Origin of the sequence: Streptomyces griseus subsp. griseus (genome assembly GCF_000720255.1) — a bacterium.
GTDB lineage: Bacteria > Actinomycetota > Actinomycetes > Streptomycetales > Streptomycetaceae > Streptomyces > Streptomyces griseus_I.
In genome coordinates, this window is record NZ_JOJE01000001.1 from 64,296 (window position 1) to 90,324 (window position 26,029).

Below are 26,029 nucleotides of genomic sequence, written 5' to 3' on the forward strand. Positions count from 1 at the left end.
ACCCGACGGTCGGCTGAGCCCATGGGTGCCGATCGCGTCTTCGCGTACGGCGCCGCCGCCGGCCTCCTCGGCGACCTGCTCCTCGGCGATCCGCGCCGCGGACACCCGGTCGCCGCGTTCGGGCGGGCCGCGGGTGCCGTGGAACGGGCGCTGTGGCGCGACCACCGGGGGTGGGGTGCGCTGCACACCGCCGTGTGCGTGGGCGGGGCCGTCGGCCTCGGTGCCCTCGCGGCGCGTCGCCTACGAGGGTCCACCACCGCTTCCGTCGCCGTGACCGCGGCCGCCACCTGGGCCGTGGTCGGCGGGACCTCCCTCGGCCGGGAGGCCCGGGCCATCGGGCGGGCCCTCGAAGCGGGGGATGTCGAGGGAGCGCGGGCCCGGTTGCCGCATCTGTGCGGGCGGGACCCCCAGGCGCTCGACGCCGCCGGGATCGCTCGGGCCGTCGTGGAGTCCGTCGCCGAGAACACCTCCGACGCCGTCGTGGGTGCCCTGGTATGGGGTGCCGTGGGCGGGGTCCCCGGACTGCTCGGGTTCCGGGCCGTCAACACCCTGGACGCGATGGTGGGCCACAAGTCCGCCCGCTACCGGCGGTTCGGGTGGGCCTCGGCCCGGCTCGACGACCTCGCCGGCTGGCCGGGGGCACGGCTGACCGCCGTACTCGCCACCGCGGCCGGGGACGATCCGCGGGGCGCCGTACGCGCCTGGCGGGAGGACGCGGACAAGCACCCGAGCCCCAACGCCGGGCCCGTCGAGGCGTCGTTCGCGGGGGCGCTCGGGGTGCGGCTGGGCGGGACGCTGTCGTACGGGGGCAGGGTCGAGCACCGGCCCGTGCTCAACGGGGAAGGACGCGCGGTCGCCACCGGCGACATCGAGCGAGCCGTACGGCTCTCCCGGCGCGTCGGTCTGCTCGCCCTCGGCGTGTGCGTCGCGGGGCGGCTCATCGCAAGGGGGCACAGGTCATGAGCGGGGGTCTCCTCGTCGCCGGCACCACCTCCGACGCCGGCAAGAGTGTCGTCACCGCCGGGATCTGCCGGTGGCTGGTCCGCCAGGGGGTCAAGGTCGCGCCGTTCAAGGCGCAGAACATGTCGCTGAACTCCTTCGTGACGCGGGAGGGCGCCGAGATCGGGCGGGCGCAGGCCATGCAGGCACAGGCCTGTCGGGTCGAGCCGACCGCGTCGATGAATCCGGTGCTGCTCAAGCCGGGCGGGGAGCAGAGCAGTCAGGTGGTGCTGCTCGGGAAGCCCGTGGGCGAGCTGAGCGCGCGGGGCTATCACGGCGGGCGGCAGCAGAAGCTGCTGGGAACCGTGTTGGACTGTCTCGCCGAGTTGCGGGGCACGTATGACGCGGTGATCTGTGAGGGGGCCGGGAGTCCCGCCGAGATCAACCTGCGGCGGACGGACATCGTGAACATGGGGATCGCCCGCAACGCGCGGCTCCCCGTGCTCGTCGTCGGCGACATCGACCGCGGCGGGGTCTTCGCCTCCTTCTTCGGGACCGTCGCCCTGCTGTCGCCCGAGGACCAGGAGTGCGTCGCCGGGTTCCTCGTGAACAAGTTCCGCGGGGACGTCTCGCTGCTGGAGCCGGGCCTGGACATGCTGCACGGACTCACCGGACGGCACACGTACGGCGTTCTCCCGTTCCGGCACGGCCTCGGCATCGACGAGGAGGACGGGCTGCGCGTGTCCTTGCGCGGCACGGTGCGGGAGTCGAACGTGGCCCCGCCCGTGGGAGAGGACGTGCTGCGGGTCGCCGTCTGTGCGATCCCCCTCATGTCCAACTTCACCGACGTGGACGCCCTGGCCGCCGAACCTGGCGTCGTGGTGCGGTTCGTGGACCGGCCGGAGGAGCTGGCCGACGCGGACCTCGTCGTGATTCCGGGGACCCGGGGGACCGTACGGGCGCTGGAGTGGCTGCGGGAGCGCGGGCTCGCGGAGGCGATCGAGCGCAGGGCCGCCGAACAGCGGCCCGTCCTCGGCGTCTGCGGTGGCTTCCAGATCCTCGGCGAACACATCGAGGACGAGGTCGAGAGCCGGCGCGGGCACGTCGACGGGCTCGGTGTGCTGCCCGTGCGGGTGCGGTTCGCCCGCGAGAAGACCCTCACCCGGCCGGTGGGGGAAGCCCTCGGCGAGCGGGTCGAGGGGTACGAGATCCATCACGGGGTCGCCGAGGTCACAGGTGGCGAAGCGTTCATCTCCGATGACCGAGGACACAGCCTGGACGGCTGCCGGGTCGGGCAGACCTGGGGCACGCACTGGCACGGCTCGCTGGAGTCGGACGGGTTCCGGCGGGCCTTCCTGCGTGAAGTGGCGGCCGCCGCGGGCCGCCGTTTCGTGCCGGCCCCCGACACCTCGTTCGCCGCGCTGCGCGAGGAGCAGCTCGACCGGCTCGGCGACCTGATCGAACAACACGCGGACACGGACGCGCTGTGGCGGCTCATCGAGTCCGGCGCGCCGCAAGGACTGCCTTTCATTCCACCGGGAGCGCCCGCATGAGCACTGTGTTGTTGTTGTCGACCGCCGACACGGACCTGCTGGCGGCGCGGGCCGCCTCCGGTGCGTCGTACCGGATCGGCAATCCGACCCGGGTGGACGCGGCGGAGGAACTCCCCGGCCTCGTCGAGGGATCGGACATCGCCGTCGTACGCCTGCTCGGCGGCAAGCGGGCCTGGGAGGACGGGCTGGCGGTCCTCAAGGCGTCCGGCATCCCGACCGTGCTGCTCGGCGGGGAGGCCGTGCCCGACGCGGAGTTGATGGCCGAGTCGTCGGTGCCCGCCGGTGTCGTGGCGGAGGCGCTCAGGTACCTCGTCGAGGGCGGGCCCGCCAACCTGACCGAGCTCGCGCGGTTCCTGTCCGACACCGTGCTGCTGACGGGTGAGGGGTTCGTCGAGCCGCAGAAGATGCCCGAGTACGGCGTCCACGGCGAGCGTGCCCTCGTGGACGGCCGTCCGACCGTCGGCGTGCTCTTCTACCGGGCGCACGAACTGAGCGGCAACACCGCCTTCGTGGACACGCTCTGCGACGCCGTCGAGGCGCGCGGCGCCAACGCGCTTCCCGTGTACTGCGGTTCGCTGCGCGATGCGGACGCCGGGCTGTACGAGCTGCTCGGCGGGGCCGACGCGCTGGTCGCCACCGTCCTCGCCGCGGGCGGCACGCACGCCTCCCAGGCCTCGGCGGGCGGTGACGAGGAGTCCTGGGACATCGGGGCGCTCGCCGACCTGAACATCCCGGTGCTGCAGGGGCTCTGCCTCACCTCCTCGCGGGCCGCCTGGGACGCGTCCGACGCCGCCCTGTCCCCCATGGACGCGGCGATGCAGGTCGCCATCCCGGAGTTCGACGGTCGCATCGTCACCGTGCCGTTCTCCTTCAAGGAGCAGGGCCCCGACGACGTCCCGGTCTACGTCGCCGACCCCGAGCGGGCCGGGCGGGTCGCCGGGATCGCCGTACGGCACGCGCGGCTCGGGCACAAGCCGAACGCCGAGAAGAAGCTCGCGCTGGTCTTCACCGCCTACCCGACCAAGCACTCCCGGGTCGGCAACGCGGTCGGCCTTGACACGCCCGCGTCGGCGGTACGGGTGCTGGACGCGCTGCGGGACGCCGGGTACGCGCTCACCGAATACCCCTCCGGCGGTGACGAGCTGATCCACCGGCTCATCGAGGCAGGTGGTCACGACGTCGAGTGGCTGACGGAGGACCAGCTGGCCGCCGCGCCCGCGCGGGTGCCGCTCGCCGACTATCAGGCGTGGTTCGACAAGCTCGACCCGGAGCTGCGGGACGCGATGCTTCAGGCGTGGGGCGAACCGCCGGGCAGCCTGTACGTCGACGGGGGCGACATCGTGCTGGCGTCCCTGCAGTTCGGGAACGTCGTCGTGATGATCCAGCCGCCGCGCGGCTTCGGGGAGAACCCGATCGCGATCTACCACGACCCCGACATGCCGCCGTCGCACCACTACATGGCCGCCTACCGGTGGCTGGAGAACAGTTTCGGCGCCGACGCGATCGTGCACATGGGCAAGCACGGCACGATGGAGTGGCTGCCGGGCAAGGGGCTCGGGCTGAGTGGCGGGTGCGCGCCGGACGCTGTCCTCGGCGACCTCCCGCTGATCTACCCCTTCATCGTCAACGACCCCGGTGAGGGCACCCAGGCCAAGCGGCGCGGGCACGCCACGGTCGTCGACCACCTGGTGCCGCCGATGGCGCGTGCCGACACCTACGGCGACCTGGCCAAGCTGGAGCAGCTCCTCGACGAGTACGCGCTCGTCTCCGACCTGGACCCGACGAAGGCCCCGGCGGTCCGCGCGCAGATCTGGACGCTGGTGAAGGCGGCCGAGCTCCACCACGACCTGCATGTGGACGAGCAGCCCGGCGACGACGACTTCGACGAGTTCGTCATGCACATCGACGGCTACCTGTGCGAGATCAAGGACGTGCAGATCCGCGACGGGCTGCACATCCTCGGCGGCGGTCCGGTCGGTGAGCCGCGCGTCAACCTGGTGCTGGCCGTGCTGCGCGCCTCGCAGGTGTGGGGCGGGCAGGCGAACGCGCTGCCGGGTCTGCGGGCGTCGCTCGCCGAGCACTTCGGGCTGGTGGAGAAGGAGCTGCTGGCCGAACCCGGGGCGCCGGTGAAGGTGCCGGTCGAGCTGACGGACCTGGTGGAGGGCCCGTCCCGTACGGGGGCCGACGCGATCGACCTCCTTGAGCAGCTGTGCCGGCGGGTCGCGGAGGGCATGGAGTCCCGGGCGTGGGACGTGACGGCCGTCCCGGCTCTCGTCCGCGAGGTGCTCGGCACCGAACTCCCGGCCGCCGTCGCGGTGCTGGAGTTCGCCTGTACCGAGGTCGTGCCCCGGCTGGAGAGGACCACCGACGAGATCGGGCACATCCTGCGGGCCCTCGACGGCGGTTACGTCCCGGCGGGTCCGTCCGGTTCGCCGACGCGCGGTCTGGTCAACGTGCTGCCGACGGGCCGCAACTTCTACTCCGTCGACCCCAAGGCGATCCCGTCGCGGCTGAGCTGGGAGGTCGGTCAGTCGCTGGCCGACTCCCTGGTGGCGCGCTATCTGCAGGACACGGGCGAGTACCCGAAGTCCGTCGGCCTCACGGTGTGGGGCACGTCCGCCATGCGCACCCAGGGCGACGACATCGCCGAGATCCTGGCGCTGCTGGGCTGCCGGCCGGTGTGGGACGACGCGTCGAGGCGCGTGACCGGCTTCGAGATCGTTCCGCTGGACGAACTGGGTCGGCCGCGCATCGACGTGACGGTCCGTATCTCCGGGTTCTTCCGGGACGCCTTCCCGCACGTCGTGGGGCTGATCGACGACGCGGTGCGGGCGGTGGCCGAGCTGGACGAGCCCGCCGACCGCAACTACGTGAAAGCGCACGCCGACGAGGACACCGCCGAGCACGGTGACCGGCGCCGGGCGACGGCCCGCGTCTTCGGCTCCAAGCCGGGCGCGTACGGCGCCGGTCTGCTGCCGCTGATCGACGCCCGCAACTGGCGTTCCGACGCCGACCTCGCCGAGGTGTACGCGGTGTGGGGCGGCTACGCCTACGGGCGCGGGCTCGACGGGCGGGCGGCGCGCGGGGACATGGAGACGGCGTTCAAGCGGATCGCCGTGGCCGCGAAGAACGTCGACACGCGTGAGCACGACCTCGTCGACGCCGACGACTACTTCCAGTACCACGGCGGCATGGTCGCCATGGTGCGCCATCTGACGGGCGCCAGCCCCGAGGCCTACGTGGGCGATTCGGCCACCCCGGACCAGGTGAAGACGCGGACCCTGGGCGAGGAGACCCACCGCGTCTTCCGCGCCCGCGTGGTCAACCCGCGCTGGATGGCGGCGATGCGGCGGCACGGCTACAAGGGCGCCTTCGAGATGGCGGCGACGGTCGACTACCTCTTCGGCTACGACGCCACGGCCGGCGTGGTCGACGACTGGATGTACGAGAAGCTGAGCGCGGAGTACGTCTTCGACCCGGAGAACCGGGACTTCATGAAGCAGTCCAACCCCTGGGCACTGCGCGGCATCACGGAGCGGCTCCTCGAGGCGGCCGACCGGGGGCTGTGGGCGGAGCCGGACGCGGACACGCTGGAGCGGCTGCGCGCCACCTACCTGGAACTGGAAGGCGACTTGGAGGGCGACGACAAGTGAGTACCCCGTTTCCGTTCACGGCCGTCGTCGGACAGGACGACCTGCGGCTCGCGCTGTTGCTGAACGCCGTGTCACCGGCGGTCGGTGGCGTGCTGGTGCGTGGGGAGAAGGGAACCGCGAAGAGCACCGCGGTGCGGGCGCTGTCCGCCCTGCTGCCCGAGGTTCCCGTCGTCCCCGGATGCCGTTTCTCCTGTGACCCCGCGCAGCCGGACCCGGCGTGCCCGGACGGCCCGCATGAGATCGGCGGCGGTGTCGAGCGGCCGGCCCGGATGGTCGAGCTGCCCGTGGGCGCCTCCGAGGACCGGCTGGTCGGCGCGCTGGACATCGAGCGGGCACTGGCGGAGGGCGTGAAGGCGTTCGAGCCGGGGCTCCTCGCGGACGCGCACCGCGGGATCCTCTACGTCGACGAGGTCAACCTGCTCCACGACCACCTCGTCGACCTGCTGCTGGACGCGGCCGCGATGGGCGCCTCGTACGTCGAGCGCGAGGGTGTCTCCGTACGGCACGCCGCGCGCTTCCTGCTCGTCGGGACCATGAACCCCGAGGAGGGCGAGCTGCGGCCGCAGTTGCTCGACCGGTTCGGGCTGACCGTCGAGGTCGCGGCCTCGCGCGAGCCGGAGCAGCGGGTCGAGGTCGTCCGGCGGCGGCTCGCCTACGACGACGATCCCGCCGGGTTCGCGGCGCGTTGGGCCGACGAGGAGGCCGCCGTACGGGCGCGGATCGTGGCGGCGCGGGAGCTGTTGCCGTCGGTGCGGCTGGGCGACGGGGCGCTGCGGCAGATCGCGGCGACCTGCGCGGCCTTCGAGGTGGACGGCATGCGGGCCGACATCGTGATGGCGCGTACGGCGACCGCGCTGGCCGCCTGGGCCGGGCGGACCGACGTGCTCGCGGAGGACGTACGGCAGGCGGCGCTGCTCGCGCTGCCGCACCGCAGGCGGCGCAATCCCTTTGACGCGCCGGGGCTGGACGAGGACAAGCTGGACGAGACGCTGGAGGACTTCGGGGACTCCCCCGGGCCCGATGACGACCCCGATCCCGATCCTGATCCCGACTCCGGTCCGGACGGCCCCGGTGGGGGTGGCGGGGAGCCCGCGCCCGAGGAGGGGCCGCAGGGCGGTGACACGGGCGCGCGGCCCGAAGCCGGTGAGGGTGGTCAGCCGCAGCCGTCGGGGGCTGCCGAGCGGTCCGCCGTACGGGCCTCGGAGCCGTTCCGTACCAAGGTGCTGAGTGTGCCGGGCCTCGGCGAGGGTGTCGCCGGGCGGCGTTCGCGGGCGCGGACCGAGCACGGGCGGACGACCGGCGCCCGGCGGCCGCGCGGCACGCTCACCAAGCTGCATCTGGCGGCGACCGTGCAGGCTGCGGCGCCGCACCAGCGGGCGCGGGGCCGGTCGGGGCCGGGGCTCGTGGTACGGCGGGACGATCTGCGGCAGGCGACCCGGGAGGGGCGTGAGGGCAACCTCGTGCTGTTCGTGGTGGACGCCTCCGGGTCGATGGCGGCACGGCAGCGGATGAGCGCTGTGAAGGGCGCGGTGGTGTCGCTGCTGCTCGACGCCTACCAGCGGCGCGACAAGGTGGGGTTGGTGACCTTCCGAGGGCCGGGGGCCGATGTGGCGTTGCCGCCGACGTCGTCGGTGGACGCGGCGGCGGCCCGGCTCGAGTCACTGCCGACCGGTGGGCGGACGCCGCTCGCGGCCGGGCTGCTCAAAGCGCACGACGTGCTGCGCGTGGAGCGGCTGCGGGATCCGGCTCGGCGGGCGCTGGTCGTGGTGGTGACGGACGGGCGGGCCACCGGTGGGCCGGAGCCGGTCGCGCTGGCTTCGCGTGCGGCACGGTTGTTCGCGGCCGACGGGGTCGCGTCCGTTGTCGTGGACTGCGAGTCGGGGCCCGTGCGGTTGGGGCTGGCCGGGCAGCTGGCCGGTGAGCTGGGCGGTACGGCGGTGACGTTGGACGAGTTGCGGGCGGACTCGATCGCCGGGTTGGTCAAGGACGTGCAGGGGACTTCGAGGAGGGCCGCGTAATGCCGCAGGGGCAGCCGAGTGTGGTGCCGGACGACGGTCTGACGACTCGTCAGCGTCGTAACCGTCCGTTGGTCGTCGTGCACACGGGCATCGGCAAGGGCAAGTCGACGGCCGCCTTCGGGCTCGCGCTGCGGGCCTGGAACCAGGGGTGGCCCATCGGGGTGTTCCAGTTCGTCAAGTCGGCGAAGTGGAAGGTCGGCGAGGAGAACGCGCTGCGGGTGCTGGGGGCGTCCGGTGAGGGCGGGTCCGTCGACTGGCACAAGATGGGTGAAGGCTGGTCGTGGGTCCAGCGGGACGCCCAGATGGACAACGAGGAGAAGGCCCGGGAGGGCTGGGAGCAGGTCAAGCGGGACCTGGCGGCCGAGACGTACCAGCTGTACGTGCTCGACGAGTTCGCGTACCCGATGCACTGGGGGTGGGTCGACACCGATGAGGTGATCGACGTGCTGCGGAACCGGCCCGGCACCCAGCATGTGGTGATCACCGGGCGGAACGCGCCCGAGAAGCTCGTCGACTTCGCCGACCTGGTGACCGACATGTCCAAGGTCAAGCATCCGATGGACGCCGGGCAGAAGGGGCAGAGGGGCATCGAGTGGTGATGTCCACCTCCGTCCCACGGCTGGTCATCGCCGCGCCCTCCTCGGGCAGCGGCAAGACCACCGTCGCCACGGGGCTGATGGCCGCGTTCGCCGCGCGGGGGCTCGCCGTGTCCCCGCACAAGGTCGGGCCGGACTACATCGACCCCGGGTACCACGCGCTCGCCACCGGGCGTGTGGGGCGGAACCTCGACGCGTACCTGTGCGGGCCGGAGCTGGTCGCTCCGCTGTTCCTGCACGGGGCGCGGGGGTGCGACCTCGCGGTCGTCGAGGGTGTCATGGGGATGTACGACGGGGCCGCCGGGGAGGGTGAACTGGCGTCCACCGCTCATGTCGCGAAGCTGCTGCGGGCGCCGGTGGTGCTGGTGGTGGACGCGTCGTCGCAGTCGCGGTCGGTGGCGGCGCTGGTGCACGGGTTCGCCTCCTGGGATCCGGAGGTGCGGGTCGGGGGCGTGATTCTGAACAAGGTCGCGTCGGATCGGCACGAGGAGTTGTTGCGGGAGGCGCTGGAGTCGGCCGGGGTGCCGGTGTTGGGTGTCTTGCGGCGGGCCTCGCAGGTGTCCACGCCCTCTCGGCATCTTGGGTTGGTTCCTGTGGCGGAACGGCAGGGGGCGGCGGTCGAGGCGGTCGCTGCGATGGCTGCGCAGGTGGCCGACGGGTGTGATCTGGGAGCGTTGGAGGCGCTGGCGCGTGCTGCCGGTGCCGTCCCAGCGGGCTCTGCCCCCTGGACCCCCGAGTTGGCCACCCACGACCACCCGTCTCGGTTGGATGAAAGCCGAGCCACCCCCGTCGGCCCGGCTCGGTCGGACGAGAAGCCGGCGCCCGTTGTCGCTGTCGCCGGGGGCCCGGCCTTCACCTTCTCCTATGCCGAGCACACCGAACTCCTCACCGCCGCCGGCGCCGAAGTCGTCACCTTCGATCCGTTGCGGGACGAGGCGCTCCCGGAGGGGACCGCCGGGCTGGTCATCGGGGGAGGTTTCCCCGAGGTGTACGCCGCCGAGCTGTCGGCCAACGAGCCGTTGCGCAAGGCGGTCGCCGTTCTGGCGGAGAGCGGTGCGCCGATCGCCGCCGAGTGCGCCGGGCTGCTGTACCTGTGCCGGGAGCTGGACGGGCGGCCGATGTGCGGCGTGCTGGATGCCGGTGCGCGGATGTCGGAGCGGCTCACCCTCGGGTACCGGGACGCGGTGGCCGTGAGCGACAGTGTGCTCGCCGTGGCCGGGACGCGGATGCGGGGGCACGAGTTCCACCGCACGGTCGTCGAGCCGGGGGCCGGGGCGGCTCCCGCGTGGGGCGTGCGGGCCCCCGCCCGGCGGGTCGAAGGCTTCGTACAGGACAGTGTGCACGCGAGTTATCTGCACACGCACTGGGCGTCCGAGCCCGGTGTGGCCCGTCGGTTCGTGGAGAGGTGCCGGACGTCATGAGCAGCAGGCTGATCGGAGTCGGGGTCGGTCCGGGCGATCCGGAACTGGTGACCGTCAAGGGGGTCAACGCGCTGCGGGCAGCCGACGTGGTCGTCGTGCCCGTGATGGCTGCGCCTGATGGAAAAGACGGGGGTGAGCGGGGCCGGGCCGAGGCGACCGTCCTGCACTACGTGCCCGAGGAGAAGGTCGTCCGGGTCGTGTTCGCGTTGAACGAGCGGACCGACCGGGGGCGTCGGGAGGCCGCCTGGGACGCCGCAGGCGAGCGCGTGGCGGGGCTGCTGCGGGAGCACCTGACGGTCGCCTTCGCGACGATCGGCGACCCGAACGTGTACTCGACGTTCACGTATCTCGCGCAGACCATCGCGGAGCTGGTGCCCGGCGTGATCGTCGAGACCGTGCCCGGGATCACCGCCATGCAGGATCTGGCGGCCCGGTCGGGTGCCGTACTCACCGAGGGGACCGAGCCGTTGACGCTGGTGCCGGTGACCGCGGGGTCGGTGGTGCTGAAGGAGGCGCTGGCCGGGCCCGGGACCGTCGTCGCCTACAAGTTCGGGCGGCAGGCGGGCGAGGTCGCCGAGGCGTTGCGGGAGACCGGGCGGCTCGGTGACGCCGTGTGGGGGTCGGCCCTGGGGCTCACCGACGAGTCGATCCGGTCGGCCGCGGATCTCGACGGCGCTCCCCTGCCCTATCTGTCGACGCTGATCGCGCCCGCGCGGCGCGACGGCGGGCGGGGCGGAAAGCTGTGAGTACCGCCCCGGCGGGCCGGTCACCCGGCCAGGCCCACCACCAGCCAGATGAAGGCGACGCCCGCGACCGTGCACAGCAGGGTCGAGCGGGCGGGGTGTTCGTGGTGGGCCTCGGGGAGGATCTCGGCGGCGGCGAGGTAGAGGAGCGCGCCACCGAACAGGCCGAGGTAGCCGCCGAGCAGGGGCTCGGGGATGGTGAAGAACAGGGTGGTGGCCGCGCCCACGATGGGGGCGGCGGCGTCCGCGACGAGCATGCCGAGGGCCTTGCGGCGGGCGTTCCCGTACAGGCTGGTGATGGTGTACGTGTTGAAGCCGTCCGCGAAGTCATGGGCGATCACCGCGAGCGCCACGGCGGTGCCCATGCCGCCGCCGACCTGGAACGCCGCCCCGATCGCCACCCCGTCCATGGCGCTGTGCCCGACCATCGCCGCGGCGGCCGTCAGGCCCACCTCGGGGGTGCGGTGGGTGTGCTCGGCGGCGCCGTGCGCGGCCTGGCGTGCGGCCAGCAGGCGTTCCACCAGGTGGGCCAGGAGGAAACCGGCGACGAACAGCAGCAGCGCGGCCGGCACACCGAACACCTCGTGCCCGGCCGCCTCCAGCGCCTCCGGCAGCAGGTCCAGGCCGACCACACCCAGCATCAGGCCGCCGGCCAGGCCCAGCACCAGGTGACGGCGGTCCGTCACCCGTTGTGCCGTCCAGCCGCCGGCCAGCGTCATGAGGAACGCGCCGAGCGCGACGAAGACCGCCATGTGCTCTTGCTATCCGATCGACCCCCGGTCACGCACATCCGACCCCCCACTCCTTGACGTTCCGCGCGACATGCCCCGGTATGTCCCTCGCGATCCGCCCCTTCCGGCCCGCCCCCGACTCCCGAAGTTCCCCGTCTCCCGAAGTTCCGTACGAGAGGACCCGTTCCCATGGCCGATGCCCCCACCGGCAAGGTGACCTTCGTCGGTGCCGGCCCCGGCGCCGCCGACCTGCTGACGTTCCGTGCCGCGCGCGCCATCGCCGAGGCCGACGTGGTGATCTGGGCGGCGAGCCTGGTCCAGGCGGAGGTCCTCGAGCACGCGCGTGAGGGCGCGGAGATCCTGGACTCGGCGACCATGTCCCTGGAGGACGTCGTCGCCGTCTACGAGCGGGCGTTCGCGGAGGGGCTCAGGGTCGCCCGGATCCACTCCGGCGACCCCGCGCTGTGGGGCGGCACGCAGGAGCAGGTCGACCGGTGTGCCGCGATCGGCATCGAGACGGAGATCGTGCCGGGTGTCTCGTCGTTCTCCGCGGTCGCCGCACTCGCGCAGCGCGAGCTGACCATCCCGGAGGTCGCGCAGTCGGTGGTCCTCACCCGGCTCGGCGGCGGCAAGACGCCCATGCCACCCGGCGAGGAGGTGCGGGAGTTCGCCAAGCACGGCACCACCATGGCGATCTTCCTGTCGGCGGCCCGCAGCGGGCAGTTGGTGCGGGAGCTGCTGGAGGGCGGCTATCCGACGTCCACGCCGGTCGTGGTCGCCCACCAGGCGACCTGGCCGGAGGAGCTGGTCGTGACGTGCACGATCGGCACGCTGGAGGCGACGGTCAAGGAGCACAAGCTCTGGAAGCACACCCTGTTCCTGGTCGGGCCCGCCCTCGGCGCGCACGGCACCCGCTCGCACCTCTACCACCCCGGTCACTTCCACGGCTTCCGCAAGGCCGACCCGGAGGCCCGCAGGGCCCTGCGCGCACGGGGTGCGAGCACGTGATCACCGTCGTCGGCACGGGGACGGGCGCGCCGGTCCCCCGCGACGCGGTGGCCGGCGCCGAGCTCGTCGTGGGCGGGCGGCGGCACCTGGACGCCGTACGGCTGCCGGAGACCGCGGAGCGGGTGGTGCTGGGGCCACTGGCGCCCGCGCTCGACACCGTCGCGGAGTACGTGGAGAAGGGGCGGCCCGTTGTGGTGCTGGCCTCGGGCGATCCCGGGTTCTTCGGGATCGTGCGGGCGCTCGCGGAACGGTTCGGTTCCGAGGTGCTCGACGTCCGGCCCGGAGTGTCCTCCGTCGCCACCGCCTTCGCGCGCGCCGGGCTGACGTGGGACGACGCCGTCGTGGTCAGCGCGCACGGACGCGCGGTGCGGACGGCGGTGAACGTGTGCCGGGCCCATCCGAAGGTCGCGGTGCTGACCGGGCCGGGCGCGGGGCCCGCCGAGCTGGGGGCCGCGCTGGCCCGGACGGCCGGCGGGCGCGTGCTCGTCGTCGCCTCGGCGCTGGGCGACCCCGCTCGGGAGCGGGTGGAGCGCGTCTCCCCCGCCGAGGCCGCCGCCCGCGACTGGGGTACGGCCGTGAGCGTGGTGCTGTGTCTCGACGAGGCGCGGGCGCTGGGTCCGGTCCGCACGCTCGCGGGGGCGGCTTCGCCGCCCGCCGGGTGGGCCCTGGACGAGGGTGACTTCGCCCACCGCGACTCGATGATCACCAAGTTCGAGGTGCGGGCCCTCGCCCTGGCCCGGCTCGGCCCGCGCCCGGGCGACCTGGTCTGGGACGTGGGCTCCGGGTCGGGGTCCGTCGCCGTGGAGTGCGGGCGGCTCGGCGCCGCGGTGAGCGCGGTGGAGAAGGCCGCGGACGGGGTCGAGCGGATCCGTGCGAACGCCGGTGCGCACGGCGTCGACGTGCACGTGGTGCACGGGGCGGCGCCGGACGCGCTGGGCGGACTCGACGATCCCGACGCCGTGTTCGTCGGGGGCGGAGGACGCGAGCTGCCCGACATCGTCGGCGCCTGCGCGCGCCGGGCCCGGCGGACCGTCGTCGTCGCGATGGCGGCGCTGGACCGGGTGCCGGGGGTGCGCTCGGCACTCACGGACGCCGGGTTCTCCTGCGACGGGGTGCTGTTGCAGTCGTCGCGGCTCGCGCCGCTGCCGGGGGACGTGACCCGGCTGGCGGCCACCAATCCCGTTTTTCTGTTGTGGGGTGTCAGAAACCCCGGTTTTCGAGAAGGAGTTGTCCAGTGATCGGCCTCATTTCCGCCACCGCGGCGGGGGCGGCGGCGCGGGCCCGGCTGGCCGCGGCGTGGCCGGAGCGGACGCGCGTGTACGAGGGTCCCGTGGGGGACGCCGTACGGGCCGCGTTCGCGGAGTGCGAGCAGGTGGTGTGCTTCCTGGCCACGGGGGCGGTCGTACGGCTGATCGCGCCGCTGCTGGGCGACAAGGCGTCCGACCCCGGGGTGGTGTGCGTCGACGAGGGCGGGCGGTTCGCCGTGTCGCTGGTCGGCGGTCACGGAGGCGGGGCGAACGAGCTCGCGCGTGAGGTCGGGGAGGTGCTGGGCGCGGAGCCGGTGGTGACCACGGCTACCGACGCGGTGGGGATCCCGGGCCTGGACACCCTCGGCCTCCCGGTGGAGGGTGACGTCGCCGGTGTGACCCGGGCCCTGCTGGACGGGGAGCCGGTCGCTCTCGACTCCGAGGTGCCGTGGCCGCTGGCGCCGGTGCCGTTCGTGGCGGAGGGGCCCTCCCGCGTGCGGCTGACCGACCGGGCCGTGGAGCCCGGTCCTGGTGAGGTGCTGCTGCGCCCGCCCTCCCTCGTCGTCGGTGTCGGCGCCTCCAGGGGCGCTCCGGTCGACGAGGTGCTGGAGCTGATCCACGGCGCACTGAAGGACGCGGGACTGTCCGCCCGTAGCGTCGCCGAACTCGTCACGGTGGAAGCCAAGGCCGGGGAAGCGGGGATCGTGGAGGCGGCCGTGCGGCTCGGGGTTCCGCTGGTGACCTACTCGGCCGAGGAGTTGGCCGGGGTCGAGGTGCCCCATCCCTCCGACGCTCCTCTCGCCGCCGTGGGGACGCCGTCCGTCGCCGAGGCCGCTGCCCTCGTGCGCGGGGGCGAACTCCTCGTCCCGAAGCGGAAGTCGACGCGTGCGGACGGGCGGCCCGCGATGGCGACCTGTGCGGTCGTGCGGCGGCCCGCGCGGGGGCGGCTCGCGGTGGTGGGGCTCGGGCCCGGCGCCCGGGACCTGCTGACACCCCGGGCGAAGGCGGAGCTGCGGCGGGCCTCCGTACTCGTCGGCCTTGACCAGTACGTGGACCAGATCCGTGATCTGCTGCGGCCCGGTACCAGGATCCTGGAGTCGGGACTCGGGGCGGAGGAGGAGCGGGCACGTACGGCTGTCGCCGAGGCGAAGAAGGGCCAGGCAGTGGCCCTGATCGGCAGCGGGGACGCGGGCGTGTACGCGATGGCCTCGCCCGCGCTGGCCGAGGCGTCCGACGACATCGACGTGGTCGGGGTGCCCGGCGTCACCGCGGCGCTCGCGGCGGCCGCGATCCTGGGTGCGCCGCTCGGGCACGACCATGTGTCGATCAGCCTCTCCGACCTGCACACGCCGTGGGAGGTCATCGAGCGGCGGGTGCGGGCGGCGGCCGAGGCGGACATCGTGGTCACGTTCTACAACCCCCGTTCCCGGGGCCGGGACTGGCAGCTGCCGAAGGCGCTGGCGATCCTCGCGGGGCACCGGGAGCCGACGACGCCCGTGGGTGTCGTACGGAACGCGTCGCGGCCGGACGGGACCGCCCGGGTGACGACCCTCACGGACCTGGATCCGGCGACGGTGGACATGATGACGGTCGTGACCGTGGGCAACACGGCGACCCGGGACATCGCGGGGCGCATGGTGACGCCGCGCGGCTACCGCTGGCAGGAGGAGACCAAGTGACCCAGGCGGCCCGTGTGGTCCACCCCATCGAGCAGGAGTCCTTCCGGCGGCTGCGCGCCCGCCTGGACACCTCGCACTTCCCGCCGCTGACCCGGGCCGTGGTGGAGCGGGTCATCCACTCCGCCGCCGACCTGGAGTACGCGAGCGATCTCGTCATGGACGAGGGCGACCTGGAGAAGGCGCATGCCGCGCTGCACGCCGGGGCGCCCGTCGTCGTGGACGTGGAGATGGTCGCGGCCGGGATCACCCGGCGGGAGACCGTCTGCCGGCTCAAGGAGGCCACCGCGGGTCCTGGGCTGACCCGCTCCGCGCATGCCGTCCGGCTGGCCTACGAGCAGGTCGGGCCGGGGGCGCTGTGGGTGATCGGCTGTGCGCCGACCGCCCTGGAGGAGCTGCTGACGCTGGACGCCTCCCCCGCGCTCGTCATCGGTCTGCCCGTCGGTTTCGTCGGCGCGGCCGAGTCCAAGGCCGCGTTGCGCGAGAGCGGGCTGCCCGCCGTGAGCAACGTGTCCGAGAAGGGCGGTTCGGCCGTGGCCGCGGCCGCGCTCAACGCCCTGCTGTACCACCCCGTTTCGCTTGAGGAGAACTCGTGACCACCCCGCCGCCCGCCCTGCTCATCGCCGGCCACGGCACCCGGGACGACGCCGGAGCCGAGGCGTTCCGCGACTTCGTGCGGGAGCTGGGACGCCGCCACCCCGACCTGCCCGTCGCGGGCGGCTTCATCGAGCTGTCCCCGCCGCCGCTGGGCGACGCGGTGACCGAACTGGTGGAGCGAGGGGTACGCCGTTTCGCCGCCGTTCCGCTGATGCTGGTGGCCGCCGGGCACGCCAAGGGCGACATCCCCGCGGCGCTGGCCCGGGAGAAGGAGCGGCACCCCGGGATCACCTACACCTACGGGCGTCCGCTGGGCCCGCACCCGGCGCTGCTGAGCGTCCTGGAGCGGCGCCTCGACGAGGCCCTGGGATCCGAGGAGCGCACGCCCGGGGACCGCTCGGACGTGACCGTGCTGCTCGTCGGCCGCGGCTCCACCGACCCCGACGCCAACGCCGAGGTGTTCAAGGCGGCGCGGCTGCTGTGGGAGGGGCGCGGGTACGCGGGCGTGGAGACGGCGTTCGTGTCGCTGGCGGCGCCGGACGTGCCGAGCGGTCTGGACCGGTGCGTGCGGCTGGGCGCCAAGCGGATCGTGGTCCTGCCGTACTTCCTGTTCACGGGCATCCTGCCGGACCGGGTGCGGCAGCAGACGGAGGGCTGGGCGGCCGCTCACCCGGAGGTCGAGGTGCGGTCGGCGGACGTCATCGGTCCCGAGCCGGAGCTGCTGGACCTGGTGATGGAACGGTACGAGGAGGCGGTCAAGGGCGACCTGCGGATGAACTGCGACTCGTGCGTGTACCGCATCGCCCTGCCCGGGTTCGAGGACAAGGTCGGGATGCCGCAGCAGCCGCACTTCCACCCGGACGACGACGGGCACGACCACGGGCATCATCACCACCACGGAGGGCACGCGCACTCCCATGCACACTGACGGGCACGATCTGCGCCACCACGGCGACGCCGAGGTCCGAGACGACGGCTCGGCCCTCGTCGACCTCGCCGTGAACGTCCGCGCGGACACCCCGCCGGAGTGGCTGCGCACACACATCGCCGGTTCGCTGACGGCTCTCGCGGCCTACCCCGACGGGCGGGCCGCGCGGGCGGCGGTGGCGGCGCGGCACGGGCTCCCGGTGGAGCGGGTGCTGCTGACGGCGGGCGCGGCGGAGGCGTTCGTGCTGCTGGCACGGGCGTCGAAAGTGCGCCGGCCGGTCGTGGTGCACCCGCAGTTCACGGAGCCGGAGGCGGCCCTGCGGGACGCGGGTCACGCGGTCGACCGGGTCCTGCTGCGCGAGGAGGACGGCTTCCGGCTGGACCCGGCGGCGGTCCCGGAGGACGCCGACCTGGTGGTGATCGGCAACCCGACGAACCCGACGTCGGTGCTGCACCCGGCCGCGTCCCTCGCCGAACTCGCCCGCCCCTGGCGGACCCTGGTGGTCGACGAGGCGTTCATGGACGCCGTGCCGGGTGAGCGGGAGGCGCTGGCCGGGCGGACGGACGTGCCCGGCCTCGTCGTGCTGCGCAGCCTCACCAAGACGTGGGGTCTGGCCGGGCTGCGCATCGGCTACGTCCTGGCCGACCCCGAGACGATCACTGAACTGGAGCGGGCCCAGCCGCTGTGGCCGGTGTCCACGCCGGCGCTGGCCGCGGCGGAGGCGTGCGTGTCCCCGCGGGCGCTGGCGGAGGCGGCCCACGCGGCCCATCGCCTCGCCGCCGACCGGGCCCATCTCGTCGCCGGGCTCGAGGAGTTCGCGTCGGACGGCGTCCGGGTGGCCGAGCCCGCCGAGGGCCCCTTCGTCCTCGTACGGCTGCCCCGCGCCGCCACCGTCCGCCGCCACCTCCGTACCCTGGGTTTCGCGGTCCGGCGCGGGGACACCTTCCCCGGCCTGGGCGAGGAGTGGCTGCGGCTCGCGGTACGGGACCGCCAGACGGTGAACCAATTCCTGCAGGCCCTGGACCAGGCGCTCGCACTCGCCTCGGACTGAGCGGTTCAGGAGGGCGGCACGGCCTCCGTCGTGCCGTCCGGGAAACGGATCCGCACCGTTCCGTCGGCCGCCACCCGGGCGCTCGCACCCGCCCGCGGGACCTCCGGGTCCGCGCTGAGCAGCACCAGCGTGACCAACAGGCCCGCGCCACCCGTACGTTGCAGCACGGGCGTCGCCGAGTGGTGACCCACGGCGTTGGCGGCGACGCCCGGGACGACCCGGCCCTCGGCGTCACCCCAGCCGTACAGACCGATGAGCGCGCTGGTCAGACCATCCGCGCGGCGGGCCACGGCCAGCGCCGGGCCGGTCTCCCCCACCGGCGGCACATTGTCGTCGGCGACGGCCCAGCCGCCCTCGCGCACGGGAGTGCCGGAGGGCGCGTCGAGACGGTGCACCCGCGCCTCCCACGGCCCGTGCACCACGCTCACCGTCTCGACGCGGTACCCCTCGCCGGTGTCGCCCGGCATCCGCGCCCGGTGCCAGGATGCGGCCCGCCGGCCCTCCGCGCCCAGCGGATGAATACGCCCGCGCCGGGACGGGGAGCCGTCGGGCGCGAGCAGGGCGATGTGGTTGTCGGGCCCCGTCTCCGCCTCTTTCGCCGGAGTCTCGGGAGCGGTCGCGCTGGAGTAGGCGAACCGGGCGTAGTGCGGGCTGTCCTCTGCTGTCGTGGGCACGGGCGGAAGCCGGTCGCTGCCGTGGTTGACGAGCCGTACGATCCCGTCGGCGGCGGTGGAGTGCAGCAGCCAGCCCGGGGCGGGCAGAGCCAGGCGGACGTCGGCCGTGTCGACCGGCGCGCTCTCCTCACGTGCCGTCCACACCGGGTGGTCCTCGGGCAGCAGCAGCCCCAGGAACGCCTTGCTCGCCCAGTAGGGGGAGGCCGGCCCGGAGTAGCGCTGGGTGACGGGCGGGAAGGGCCGGTACCAGCCGAGGCTGAGCAGCCCCCGCTCGTCGGGTGCGCCACGCTCGGCGAAGTGCTTCAGGGCACCCGAGGCGAGGCGCCGGGTACGGCCCGGCGGTAAGGGGGTCGCGTCCGCGAGGGCGCCCGCCCAGAGCGGTGCCGTGGTCGCGAAGCGGTAGGTCAGCGAGCGGCCCTGGTGGACCGGGGCGCCGTCGGAGCCGAAGAAGTGCTGATGGACGCCGAGGAACTCCCGCAGCCGCGCGCGGTGCCGGACGACGGTGTCCGGGTCGGCCCGCTCCCCCGCGATCCGGGCCCACAGCACCGGATACAGGTGCAGCGCCCAGGCGTTGTAGTAGTCGAACTTCTTGCCGTCGCCGTCGGTGTACCAGCCGCCGCCCCGGTACCAGTCGTCGAGCCGCCCCAGCCCCGCCTCGATCTCGGCACGGCGGTACGGGGCGCCCACCGAGGCCAGGAACTCCTCCGTGACGACCTGGAACAGCCGCCAGTTCGAGTCGTTCACGTCCGCCCCGACGAACCCGCCGAGCCAGTCGGCGACCCTGGCACGGACCCCGTCGTCCAGGTGGTCCCACAACCACGCGCGGGACTCGTGCAGGGCGATCGCGATGGACGCGGCCTCCACCATGGGCTGGGCGCGGTCGGTGATGGGTGGCCAGCGCTCGTCACCGTGCGGATCGGTCCCGGCGGCGAGTCCGGTGGCGTACCGCTCGATGAGCTCGGGCCCGACCCGTCCGCCCGATCCGGCGATCCGGAAGGCGGCGAGCAGGAACGAGCGCGCGAAGCCCTCCAGGCCGTCCGACCAAGGGCCGGAGTGACTGGGGGGACCGGGCAGCCGGTACTGGGCGAATCCGGGCGAGGCATGGGGCAGCAGCCCGTCGAGAAGACGGTCGGCGATGGCCTCCCAGTGGACACGGGTCCACCCGGTCACGGGCGAGAGCAGCAGGTCGGCCAGGGGCAGATCGGGAAAGTGCGTCGGACCGTCGGGAAGCGACACATACGGCGCGGTCATGCGGGGTGAGCCCTCCATCTCGGTCAGGTGACGAGCGCCCCGGAGGGGCGCGGGGAACTGCGCGACGAGCCACGAACCACCCGCACCCTCACGACGACCCACCCGGCGAAGAAACACTCCGCCGCACAACGATGTGGGTGCCCAGCAGATGATGTGTCCCGGCCGCCCGCTCGGGATCCCGCAGAGCGATCCGCACGGCCGCCCGCCCGAGCTCCTCCGCGGGCGTCCGGACCGTCGTCAACGGCGGATCGAAGTCCTCGGCCAACGGAATGTCGTTGTACCCCACCACCGACACGTCCTCAGGGACACGCAACCCCGCTTCGGCGATCGCCCTCAGCGCACCCGCGGCCACCATGTCGTCACCCGCCACCACCGCCGTGAAGTCCCGCGGCCCCTTGAGGAGTTCGCCCATCGCCCGCAGCCCCGCCGCCCGCCCCAGCCCGCAGTCCACGACATGCGCGGCCTCATCCTCGAGCCCGTGCTCGGCGAGAGCCGCCCGGTACCCGGCCACACGCGCGTCCAGAGCCGTGTTGCCCGGCAGCGCACCCAGGAAGACGATCCGGCGATGACCGGCGGACAGCAGGTGCGCGGTGATGGCCTTCGCCCCCGCCTCATTGTCGAACTCGACGACCAGTGCGGGTACGTCAGGACCCGGCGCCGGCCGCCCGCACAGCACCAGACGGCCCCCGGACGCGTCCAGCGCCTGCGCGTAGCGGGCCACGCGCGAGCGATACGCGTCGTCCTCGACGACCCCGCCGACCAGGATCACCAGCCGCGCCCCCTCCTCCCGCATGAGCTGTACGAACTCCATCTCGCGCTGCGGGTCCCCGCCCGTCGCGCCGACCACGCAGAGCCAGCCGCGGTCGGCGGCCTCCGCCTCGACGCCCTCGGCGACCTGGGCGTAGAAGGGGCTGGTGACCTGGCGGACGACGACCGCGGCCATCTTGCGGCCCCCGCCCACCAGCGCACGGGCATGCGCGTTGGCGACGTAGTCGAGGTCACGCGCGGCACGCAGTACCCGGGCCCGGGTCGCGGCGGGCACCGGATGGTTGCCGCTGAGCGCGCGTGACGCCGTGGCCATCGACACGCCCGCCCGCTCGGCGACCTCGCGGATCGTGACCCGTCCCTTGCCTGTCATGCCGTTCCCCATCCCCCGCGTATCCGGCTCCGCCGGCGGAGCGTCACGTGTTGGCCGCGAAGTCCTTCGCGAACTCCTCGGCCATTCTGTCGCCGCCACGGGCCCGCCACTTCTTCACCGCCGCGTCCCATTCCGAGAGCGACTGCCGCCCGGCCACGATCCCGGTGACGGTGTCGTCGAGGAGCGCCTTGAGGGTGGTGCCCTGGGCGTTCTTCGTGCGGGACTGAAGTCCGTAGGAGGCGTTGCGGATCGCGCGCGGGACCGTCTTCAGCTGCCAGGCGTGCAGGGCCCGTACGGCGTCGGGCATACCGGGGACGAACAGCACCTGGGGGCCTTCGGCGAGGTACTTCAGCGGCAGGTTGGTGTTGTTCTCGACCTCGCCCAGCTCGGTGGGCTGGGGTGAGCCGTCCTTGGCGCGGGTGAAGTGGGTGCCCTCGACGCCGTAGTGGACGAGTTCCCACTCCTGGCTGCCGAAGGGGGCGGCGAGGTAGTCCAACACGCGGAGGAGCAGTTGGATGCGTTCCTTCTTCGCCTTCTTCAGCACGGTGTAGCCGAAGGAGCGGCGGGCGGCGACGATGCCGCCGGGCTCGCCGTCGACGCTGTAGGGGAGCGCGGCGGCCGGGGTCAGCTTGCCGCGGGACTCGCGGTACTTGGGGAGGTAAGCGCCGAAGCCGTCCTGCATGGAGCCGACCGTGCCGTTGTAGTAGAGCGTGGTCAGGTCGATCTGGGAGATGGACGTGGCGTCGGGGTGGTAGCTGCCGTTCTTGCGCAGCTCGGCCTGGAAGGCGATGGAGGCCTTGAAGCGTTCGTCGGCCCAGGCCGGCTGGAAGGTGCCGTTCTCGGCGACGGCCCACTCCTGGGGCGCGTTGTGGGCGGCGGAGTGCACGGCGTTGCCGAAGAGGGAGCCGTTGGCGGCGCCGAGTGCGTACCGCTTGCCGCCGGTCGCCCGTTTGGCCACGGCGGCGAAGTCGGTCGAGGTCCAGCCCTCCCTCATGCCCGCGTCGGTGAACACGCCCTGGTTGAGCCAGAGGGTGGAGCCCGGCAGCGGGCGTTCCAGCGGGATGCCGTAGATACGGCCGCCGATGCGGCCCATGTCCTTCCAGGCGTGGGTGGGGATGTTGGCCAGGTTGGGGTGGTCGGCGATCGCCTCGCCCGAGAGGTACGGCGTGAGGTCCTCGGCCCGCCGCTGCACGAACTCGGCCTCGCGGGGCAGGACGAAGCCGGAGAAGAGATTGATGACGTCGGGGAGGGCGTCGGGGTCGGCGGCCATGACCGTGGCCATCTTCTTCTGGTAGTCGGCCTGGGAGACGATCGTGTACTCGATCTTCACGCCGAGGGCCTTCTCGACGGCGGCCCAGAACCGGTTGGCGGAGGCGGGCTTGGGCGGGGTGCCGAAGGAGACCGTCATGACCTTGATGGTGGAGCCGTCGCCGGGGGTGCGGGAGACGGACTTCGCCAGGTCGGCGGGGTAGGAGGTGTAGCCGGCCTGGACGCCGGCGTCGGTGGGGGCGAGGTCGGGCTTCGGGCCGGCGGCGGGCTTGTAGACGGGCCAGGGGGCGAGTTTCTTGCCGGCGTTGGAGACGTCGTGGTCGCCGGATTCCGTGGAGCAGGCGGTCAGCAGGGCGGGAGCGGAGACGGCGGCGCCACCTGCGGCGACGGAGCGCAGCAGGGTACGTCGGGACATGCTGGGCATGAGCGAACGACCTTTCTGAGCACAGCTCTTGTTGGAAAGTCAGCTCTTGACGGCGCCGGTGAGCACGCCCTTGGTGAAGTACCTCTGGAGGAACGGGTAGACGAGCAGGATCGGCACGGTGGCGATCACCAGCACGGCCATCTGCACGGTCTGCGGCGCGGTGATCGTGCCCTCGCCGGTGGTGGCGTCGGTGAGCCCGGAGCCGGCCACGACGTAGGTGCGCAGGACCTGCTGGAGGGGCCAGTGGTCGCTCTCCAGGTAGAGCGAGGCGTAGAACCAGGAGTTCCAGTACGCCACCGCGTAGAACAGGCCGACGACGGCGAGCGCGGCCTTGGACAGTGGCAGGACGATCGAGACCAGGACCCGCCAGTCCCCCGCGCCGTCCAGGCGAGCGGCCTCGTACAGCTCGTCGGGGATGCCCTGGAAGAAGCCGCGCAGGACGACGAGGTTGAAGACGTTGACCAGGACGGGCAGGACGAGCGAGGCATAGCTGTCCAGCAGGCCCAGCTCCTTGACCAGCAGGAAGCTGGGGATCATGCCGGGCGGGAAGAGGAACGTGAACAGGACGAGGAGCAGGACGGGTCTGCCGCCGAGGACGCCGGGGCGGGAGAGTGCGTAGGCGAGGGTCACGGTGCAGGCGAGGCTGAGCAGGGTGCCGACGACGGTGACGCCCGCGCTGACGCCCAGGGCGTGGGTGACGATGCCGCCGTCGAGGATGTCGCGGTACGCCTTCAGCGTCGGCTCGGTCGGCCACAGCACCCAGCCGCCGCCCGCGACGACCTCGTCGGTGGAGGCGAGCGAGGTCGAGACGATGACGAGGAACGGCACGCAGACCAGCAGGACGACGGCGGCGAGGGCGATGGCCTTGCCGGCCTGGGTGACGGGTTTCGGCTTCTCCATCCAGCCCGGGCGGACCTGGGTACTCACTTGTAGACCCCCTGTTCGCCGAGGCGGTGGGCGACCTTGTTGGCGGCGTAGACGAGGAGGGCGCCGACGACGCCCTTGAACAGGCCCGCGGCGGCCGCGAAGCCGTAGTCACCGCCGACGATGCCCTGGTAGTAGACGAAGGTGTCGATGATCTCGGCGGCCTCGGGGCCGACCGCGTCGCGCTGGAGCAGCATCTGCTCGAAGCCGACGGAGAGGATGTCGCCGAGGCGCATGATGAGCAGCAGGACGATCACGGGGCGGATGGCCGGCAGGGTGACGTGCCAGAAGCGCCGCCAGGGGCCCGCTCCGTCGAGGGCGGCGGCCTCGTACTGCTGCTCGTCGACCTGGGAGAGCGCGGCGAGGAAGATGATCGTGCCCCAGCCGGCGTCCTTCCAGATGACCTGGGCGACGACGAGCGGCCGGAAGGCGTCGGGGTTGCCGATGAGGTCGACGGAGTGCAGGCCCATGCCGTCCAGCGAGGAGTTCAGCAGCCCGGTGTCGCCGAGGATCTGCTGGAAGAGGGCGACGACGATCACCCATGAGATGAAGTGCGGCAGGTAGGCCACCGACTGCACGAAGCGGCGCACCGAGCTCCAGGTGAGGCTGTGCAGCAGCAGGGCCAGGCCGAGCGGTACGGGGAAGTAGAAGACGAGCTGGAGGACGGCGATCCAGAGAGTGTTGAGGACCGCGGCCCAGAACTCGCCGTCCTCGAACATGCGCTGGAAGTTGCCCAGGCCGACCCAGGGGCTGTCCCAGATGCCGTCGAAGGGCACGTACTCCTTGAAGGCGATGACGTTGCCGGCCAGGGCGCCGTAGTGGAACAGCACGAAGTAGGCGAGGCCGGGCAGCATGAGCAACAGGAGGGTGGGGCTTTGAAAGCGTTTTCGTGCCGGACGGGCAGGGCTCTTACCACGCCGAGCGCCGCCAACCCCTTTCTCACCTGTGCGTTCCCGTAAGTCCACGGCCACGGGTCCCCCTCATACCTCGGAGTCGAGTGAGAGGAAGTTAAAACGCTTTCATTGGACGGTCAACAGCCCTGACACACAACGGCCGTTGACCGTCTGTCGAAAGTTTTCGGGCGCTCCTAGTCGACGACCCGTCCGCCGAGGACCACCCGTCGCGGCGCCGCCAGCACCCGTACGTCCGCGCGCGGGTCGGTGTCGTAGACGACGAGGTCCGCCGCCGCGCCCTCCTCCAGACCGGGGCGGCCGAGCCACGCGCGCGCTGCCCAGGTGGTGGCCGCGAGGGCCTCGACCGGGGGGATGCCCGCGGTGACCAGTTCGGCGACCTCGGCGGCGACCAGGCCGTGGGGCAGGGTGCCGCCGGCGTCGGTGCCGACGTAGACCGGGATGCCGGCGTCGTGGGCGTTGCGGACGGTGTCGTAGCGGCGTTCGTGCAGCCGGCGCATGTGGGCCGACCAGCGGGGGTACTTCGACTCGCCGCCGTCGGCGAGCGCGGGGAAGGTCGCGATGTTGACCAGGGTGGGAACGATGGCCACCCCGCGTTCCGCGAAGAGCGGGATCAGGTCCTCGGTGAGGCCCGTGGCGTGTTCGACGCAGTCGATGCCGGACTCGACCAGGTCCGTCAGCGAGTCCTCGGAGAAACAGTGGGCCGTCACGCGGGCGCCCAGGCGGTGCGCCTCCGCGATCGCCGCCTCGATCGCCTCGCGCGGCCAGCACGCGGACAGGTCGCCCAGGTCACGGTCGATCCAGTCGCCGACCAGCTTGACCCAGCCGTCGCCGCGGCGGGCCTCCTGTCCGACGTACGCCACCAGGGCGTCGGGCTCGATCTCGTGGGCGTAGCCGCGGATGTAGCGGCGGGTGCGGGCGATGTGGCGGCCCGCGCGGATGATCTTCGGCAGGTCGTCGCGGTCGTCGATCCAGCGGGTGTCGGAGGGCGAGCCCGCGTCGCGGATCAGCAGGGTGCCGGCCTCGCGGTCGGTCAGCGCCTGCTTCTCGGCGACGTCCGTGTCGACCGGGCCGTGCGCGCCCAGGCCGACGTGGCAGTGGGCGTCGACCAGGCCGGGCAGCGCCCAGCCGTCGACCGTGCGGACGTCACGGGCGCCCGAGGGCCGGTCGTAGGAGATCCGGCCCTCGACGACCCACAGTTCGTCGCGGACGTCGTCGGGCCCGACCAGGACCCGGCCCTTCACGTGCAGCACCGCGTGATCGCTCATGTACCGCAC

Annotated in this window: 20 protein-coding genes; 13 read left to right on the plus strand and 7 right to left on the minus strand. The window is 73.0% G+C overall.

The window, feature by feature from the left end:
- Window positions 1–21 precede the first annotated feature (21 nt).
- The 7 genes from IG99_RS00325 to cobI are packed head-to-tail and all read left to right on the plus strand — an operon-like array spanning window position 22 to window position 10,926.
- On the plus strand, window positions 22–963 hold the full coding sequence (locus tag IG99_RS00325) for a cobalamin biosynthesis protein (protein WP_037668324.1): 942 nt from the start codon (window positions 22–24) through the stop codon (window positions 961–963).
- A complete protein-coding gene (locus IG99_RS00330) occupies window positions 960–2,492 on the plus strand; it encodes a cobyric acid synthase (RefSeq protein WP_037668327.1) in 1,533 nt (510 codons plus the stop codon). The genes IG99_RS00325 and IG99_RS00330 overlap by 4 nt, the downstream gene beginning before the upstream one ends.
- A complete protein-coding gene (cobN, locus tag IG99_RS00335) occupies window positions 2,489–6,145 on the plus strand; it encodes a cobaltochelatase subunit CobN (RefSeq protein ID WP_037668329.1) in 3,657 nt (1,218 codons plus the stop codon). The genes IG99_RS00330 and cobN overlap by 4 nt, the downstream gene beginning before the upstream one ends.
- Entirely contained in the window at window positions 6,142–8,163 is a 2,022-nt protein-coding gene (locus IG99_RS00340; RefSeq protein WP_037668334.1) for a putative cobaltochelatase, read from the plus strand. Before cobN ends, IG99_RS00340 begins: the two co-directional genes overlap by 4 nt.
- Window positions 8,163–8,762: a cob(I)yrinic acid a,c-diamide adenosyltransferase gene (cobO, locus tag IG99_RS00345; protein WP_037668337.1), complete on the plus strand. Its 600-nt coding sequence runs from the start codon at window positions 8,163–8,165 to the stop codon at window positions 8,760–8,762. Before IG99_RS00340 ends, cobO begins: the two co-directional genes overlap by 1 nt.
- On the plus strand, window positions 8,762–10,180 hold the full coding sequence (locus tag IG99_RS00350) for a cobyrinate a,c-diamide synthase (RefSeq protein WP_037669523.1): 1,419 nt from the start codon (window positions 8,762–8,764) through the stop codon (window positions 10,178–10,180). The genes cobO and IG99_RS00350 overlap by 1 nt, the downstream gene beginning before the upstream one ends.
- On the plus strand, window positions 10,177–10,926 hold the full coding sequence (cobI, locus tag IG99_RS00355) for a precorrin-2 C(20)-methyltransferase (protein WP_037669524.1): 750 nt from the start codon (window positions 10,177–10,179) through the stop codon (window positions 10,924–10,926). The genes IG99_RS00350 and cobI overlap by 4 nt, the downstream gene beginning before the upstream one ends.
- A 20-nt stretch (window positions 10,927–10,946) precedes the next feature.
- On the opposite strand, the gene IG99_RS00360 is transcribed toward cobI, so the two are convergent.
- Window positions 10,947–11,675 (minus strand): ZIP family metal transporter, encoded by a 729-nt coding sequence (locus IG99_RS00360; protein WP_037668342.1) that lies wholly within the window; start codon window positions 11,673–11,675, stop codon window positions 10,947–10,949.
- Window positions 11,676–11,843: 168 nt separating this feature from the next.
- Here IG99_RS00360 and cobM point away from each other — a divergent pair, with 168 nt between their 5' ends.
- Genes cobM through cobC form a run of 6 tightly spaced genes read left to right on the plus strand, consistent with a single transcriptional unit; the run spans window position 11,844 to window position 18,161 of the window.
- Window positions 11,844–12,662, plus strand: a complete 819-nt coding sequence (cobM, locus tag IG99_RS00365; RefSeq protein ID WP_037668343.1) for a precorrin-4 C(11)-methyltransferase — start codon at window positions 11,844–11,846, stop codon at window positions 12,660–12,662.
- Window positions 12,659–13,900, plus strand: a complete 1,242-nt coding sequence (locus IG99_RS00370) for a bifunctional cobalt-precorrin-7 (C(5))-methyltransferase/cobalt-precorrin-6B (C(15))-methyltransferase (RefSeq protein WP_037668344.1) — start codon at window positions 12,659–12,661, stop codon at window positions 13,898–13,900. The genes cobM and IG99_RS00370 overlap by 4 nt, the downstream gene beginning before the upstream one ends.
- A complete protein-coding gene (gene cobJ, locus IG99_RS00375) occupies window positions 13,897–15,588 on the plus strand; it encodes a precorrin-3B C(17)-methyltransferase (RefSeq protein WP_037668346.1) in 1,692 nt (563 codons plus the stop codon). Before IG99_RS00370 ends, cobJ begins: the two co-directional genes overlap by 4 nt.
- On the plus strand, window positions 15,585–16,181 hold the full coding sequence (locus IG99_RS00380; protein ID WP_037668348.1) for a precorrin-8X methylmutase: 597 nt from the start codon (window positions 15,585–15,587) through the stop codon (window positions 16,179–16,181). Before cobJ ends, IG99_RS00380 begins: the two co-directional genes overlap by 4 nt.
- The gene (locus IG99_RS00385) at window positions 16,178–17,110 is read left to right on the plus strand and encodes a sirohydrochlorin chelatase (protein ID WP_037668352.1); all 933 of its coding nucleotides are present in this window, start codon (window positions 16,178–16,180) and stop codon (window positions 17,108–17,110) included. Before IG99_RS00380 ends, IG99_RS00385 begins: the two co-directional genes overlap by 4 nt.
- Entirely contained in the window at window positions 17,100–18,161 is a 1,062-nt protein-coding gene (gene cobC, locus IG99_RS00390; RefSeq protein ID WP_051864812.1) for an Rv2231c family pyridoxal phosphate-dependent protein CobC, read from the plus strand. The genes IG99_RS00385 and cobC overlap by 11 nt, the downstream gene beginning before the upstream one ends.
- A gap of 5 nt (window positions 18,162–18,166) precedes the next feature.
- Here the strand turns inward: cobC and IG99_RS00395 are convergent, their stop codons facing one another.
- The 6 genes from IG99_RS00395 to IG99_RS00420 all read right to left on the minus strand — a co-directional run bounded on the left by IG99_RS00395 (window position 18,167) and on the right by IG99_RS00420 (window position 26,020).
- Window positions 18,167–20,086: a DUF2264 domain-containing protein gene (locus IG99_RS00395; RefSeq protein WP_078947472.1), complete on the minus strand. Its 1,920-nt coding sequence runs from the start codon at window positions 20,084–20,086 to the stop codon at window positions 18,167–18,169.
- An 88-nt stretch (window positions 20,087–20,174) separates the two neighbouring features.
- Window positions 20,175–21,224, minus strand: coding sequence for a LacI family DNA-binding transcriptional regulator (locus tag IG99_RS00400; RefSeq protein WP_037669527.1), 1,050 nt, complete (start codon window positions 21,222–21,224; stop codon window positions 20,175–20,177).
- Window positions 21,225–21,267: 43 nt separating this feature from the next.
- Window positions 21,268–22,917, minus strand: coding sequence for a type 2 periplasmic-binding domain-containing protein (locus IG99_RS00405; RefSeq protein ID WP_037668356.1), 1,650 nt, complete (start codon window positions 22,915–22,917; stop codon window positions 21,268–21,270).
- 39 nt (window positions 22,918–22,956) lie between these two features.
- Entirely contained in the window at window positions 22,957–23,844 is an 888-nt protein-coding gene (locus tag IG99_RS00410) for a carbohydrate ABC transporter permease (RefSeq protein ID WP_037668357.1), read from the minus strand.
- The gene (locus IG99_RS00415) at window positions 23,841–24,695 is read right to left on the minus strand and encodes an ABC transporter permease (RefSeq protein WP_037668358.1); all 855 of its coding nucleotides are present in this window, start codon (window positions 24,693–24,695) and stop codon (window positions 23,841–23,843) included. The genes IG99_RS00410 and IG99_RS00415 overlap by 4 nt, the downstream gene beginning before the upstream one ends.
- Window positions 24,696–24,928: 233 nt before the next feature.
- Entirely contained in the window at window positions 24,929–26,020 is a 1,092-nt protein-coding gene (locus tag IG99_RS00420) for an amidohydrolase family protein (RefSeq protein ID WP_037668360.1), read from the minus strand.
- Window positions 26,021–26,029: the final 9 nt, after the last annotated feature.

Coding starts and splice junctions, on each gene's coding strand:
- IG99_RS00325 (WP_037668324.1), top strand. CDS start 22: ATGGGTGCCGATCGCGTCTTCGCGTACGGCGCCGCCGCCGGCCTCCTC.
- IG99_RS00330 (WP_037668327.1), top strand. CDS start 960: ATGAGCGGGGGTCTCCTCGTCGCCGGCACCACCTCCGACGCCGGCAAG.
- cobN (WP_037668329.1), top strand. CDS start 2,489: ATGAGCACTGTGTTGTTGTTGTCGACCGCCGACACGGACCTGCTGGCG.
- cobO (WP_037668337.1), top strand. CDS start 8,163: ATGCCGCAGGGGCAGCCGAGTGTGGTGCCGGACGACGGTCTGACGACT.
- IG99_RS00350 (WP_037669523.1), top strand. CDS start 8,762: ATGTCCACCTCCGTCCCACGGCTGGTCATCGCCGCGCCCTCCTCGGGC.
- cobI (WP_037669524.1), top strand. CDS start 10,177: ATGAGCAGCAGGCTGATCGGAGTCGGGGTCGGTCCGGGCGATCCGGAA.
- IG99_RS00360 (WP_037668342.1), bottom strand. CDS start 11,675: ATGGCGGTCTTCGTCGCGCTCGGCGCGTTCCTCATGACGCTGGCCGGC.
- cobM (WP_037668343.1), top strand. CDS start 11,844: ATGGCCGATGCCCCCACCGGCAAGGTGACCTTCGTCGGTGCCGGCCCC.
- cobC (WP_051864812.1), top strand. CDS start 17,100: ATGCACACTGACGGGCACGATCTGCGCCACCACGGCGACGCCGAGGTC.
- IG99_RS00395 (WP_078947472.1), bottom strand. CDS start 20,086: ATGACCGCGCCGTATGTGTCGCTTCCCGACGGTCCGACGCACTTTCCC.
- IG99_RS00400 (WP_037669527.1), bottom strand. CDS start 21,224: ATGACAGGCAAGGGACGGGTCACGATCCGCGAGGTCGCCGAGCGGGCG.
- IG99_RS00405 (WP_037668356.1), bottom strand. CDS start 22,917: ATGCCCAGCATGTCCCGACGTACCCTGCTGCGCTCCGTCGCCGCAGGT.
- IG99_RS00415 (WP_037668358.1), bottom strand. CDS start 24,695: ATGCTGCCCGGCCTCGCCTACTTCGTGCTGTTCCACTACGGCGCCCTG.
- IG99_RS00420 (WP_037668360.1), bottom strand. CDS start 26,020: ATGAGCGATCACGCGGTGCTGCACGTGAAGGGCCGGGTCCTGGTCGGG.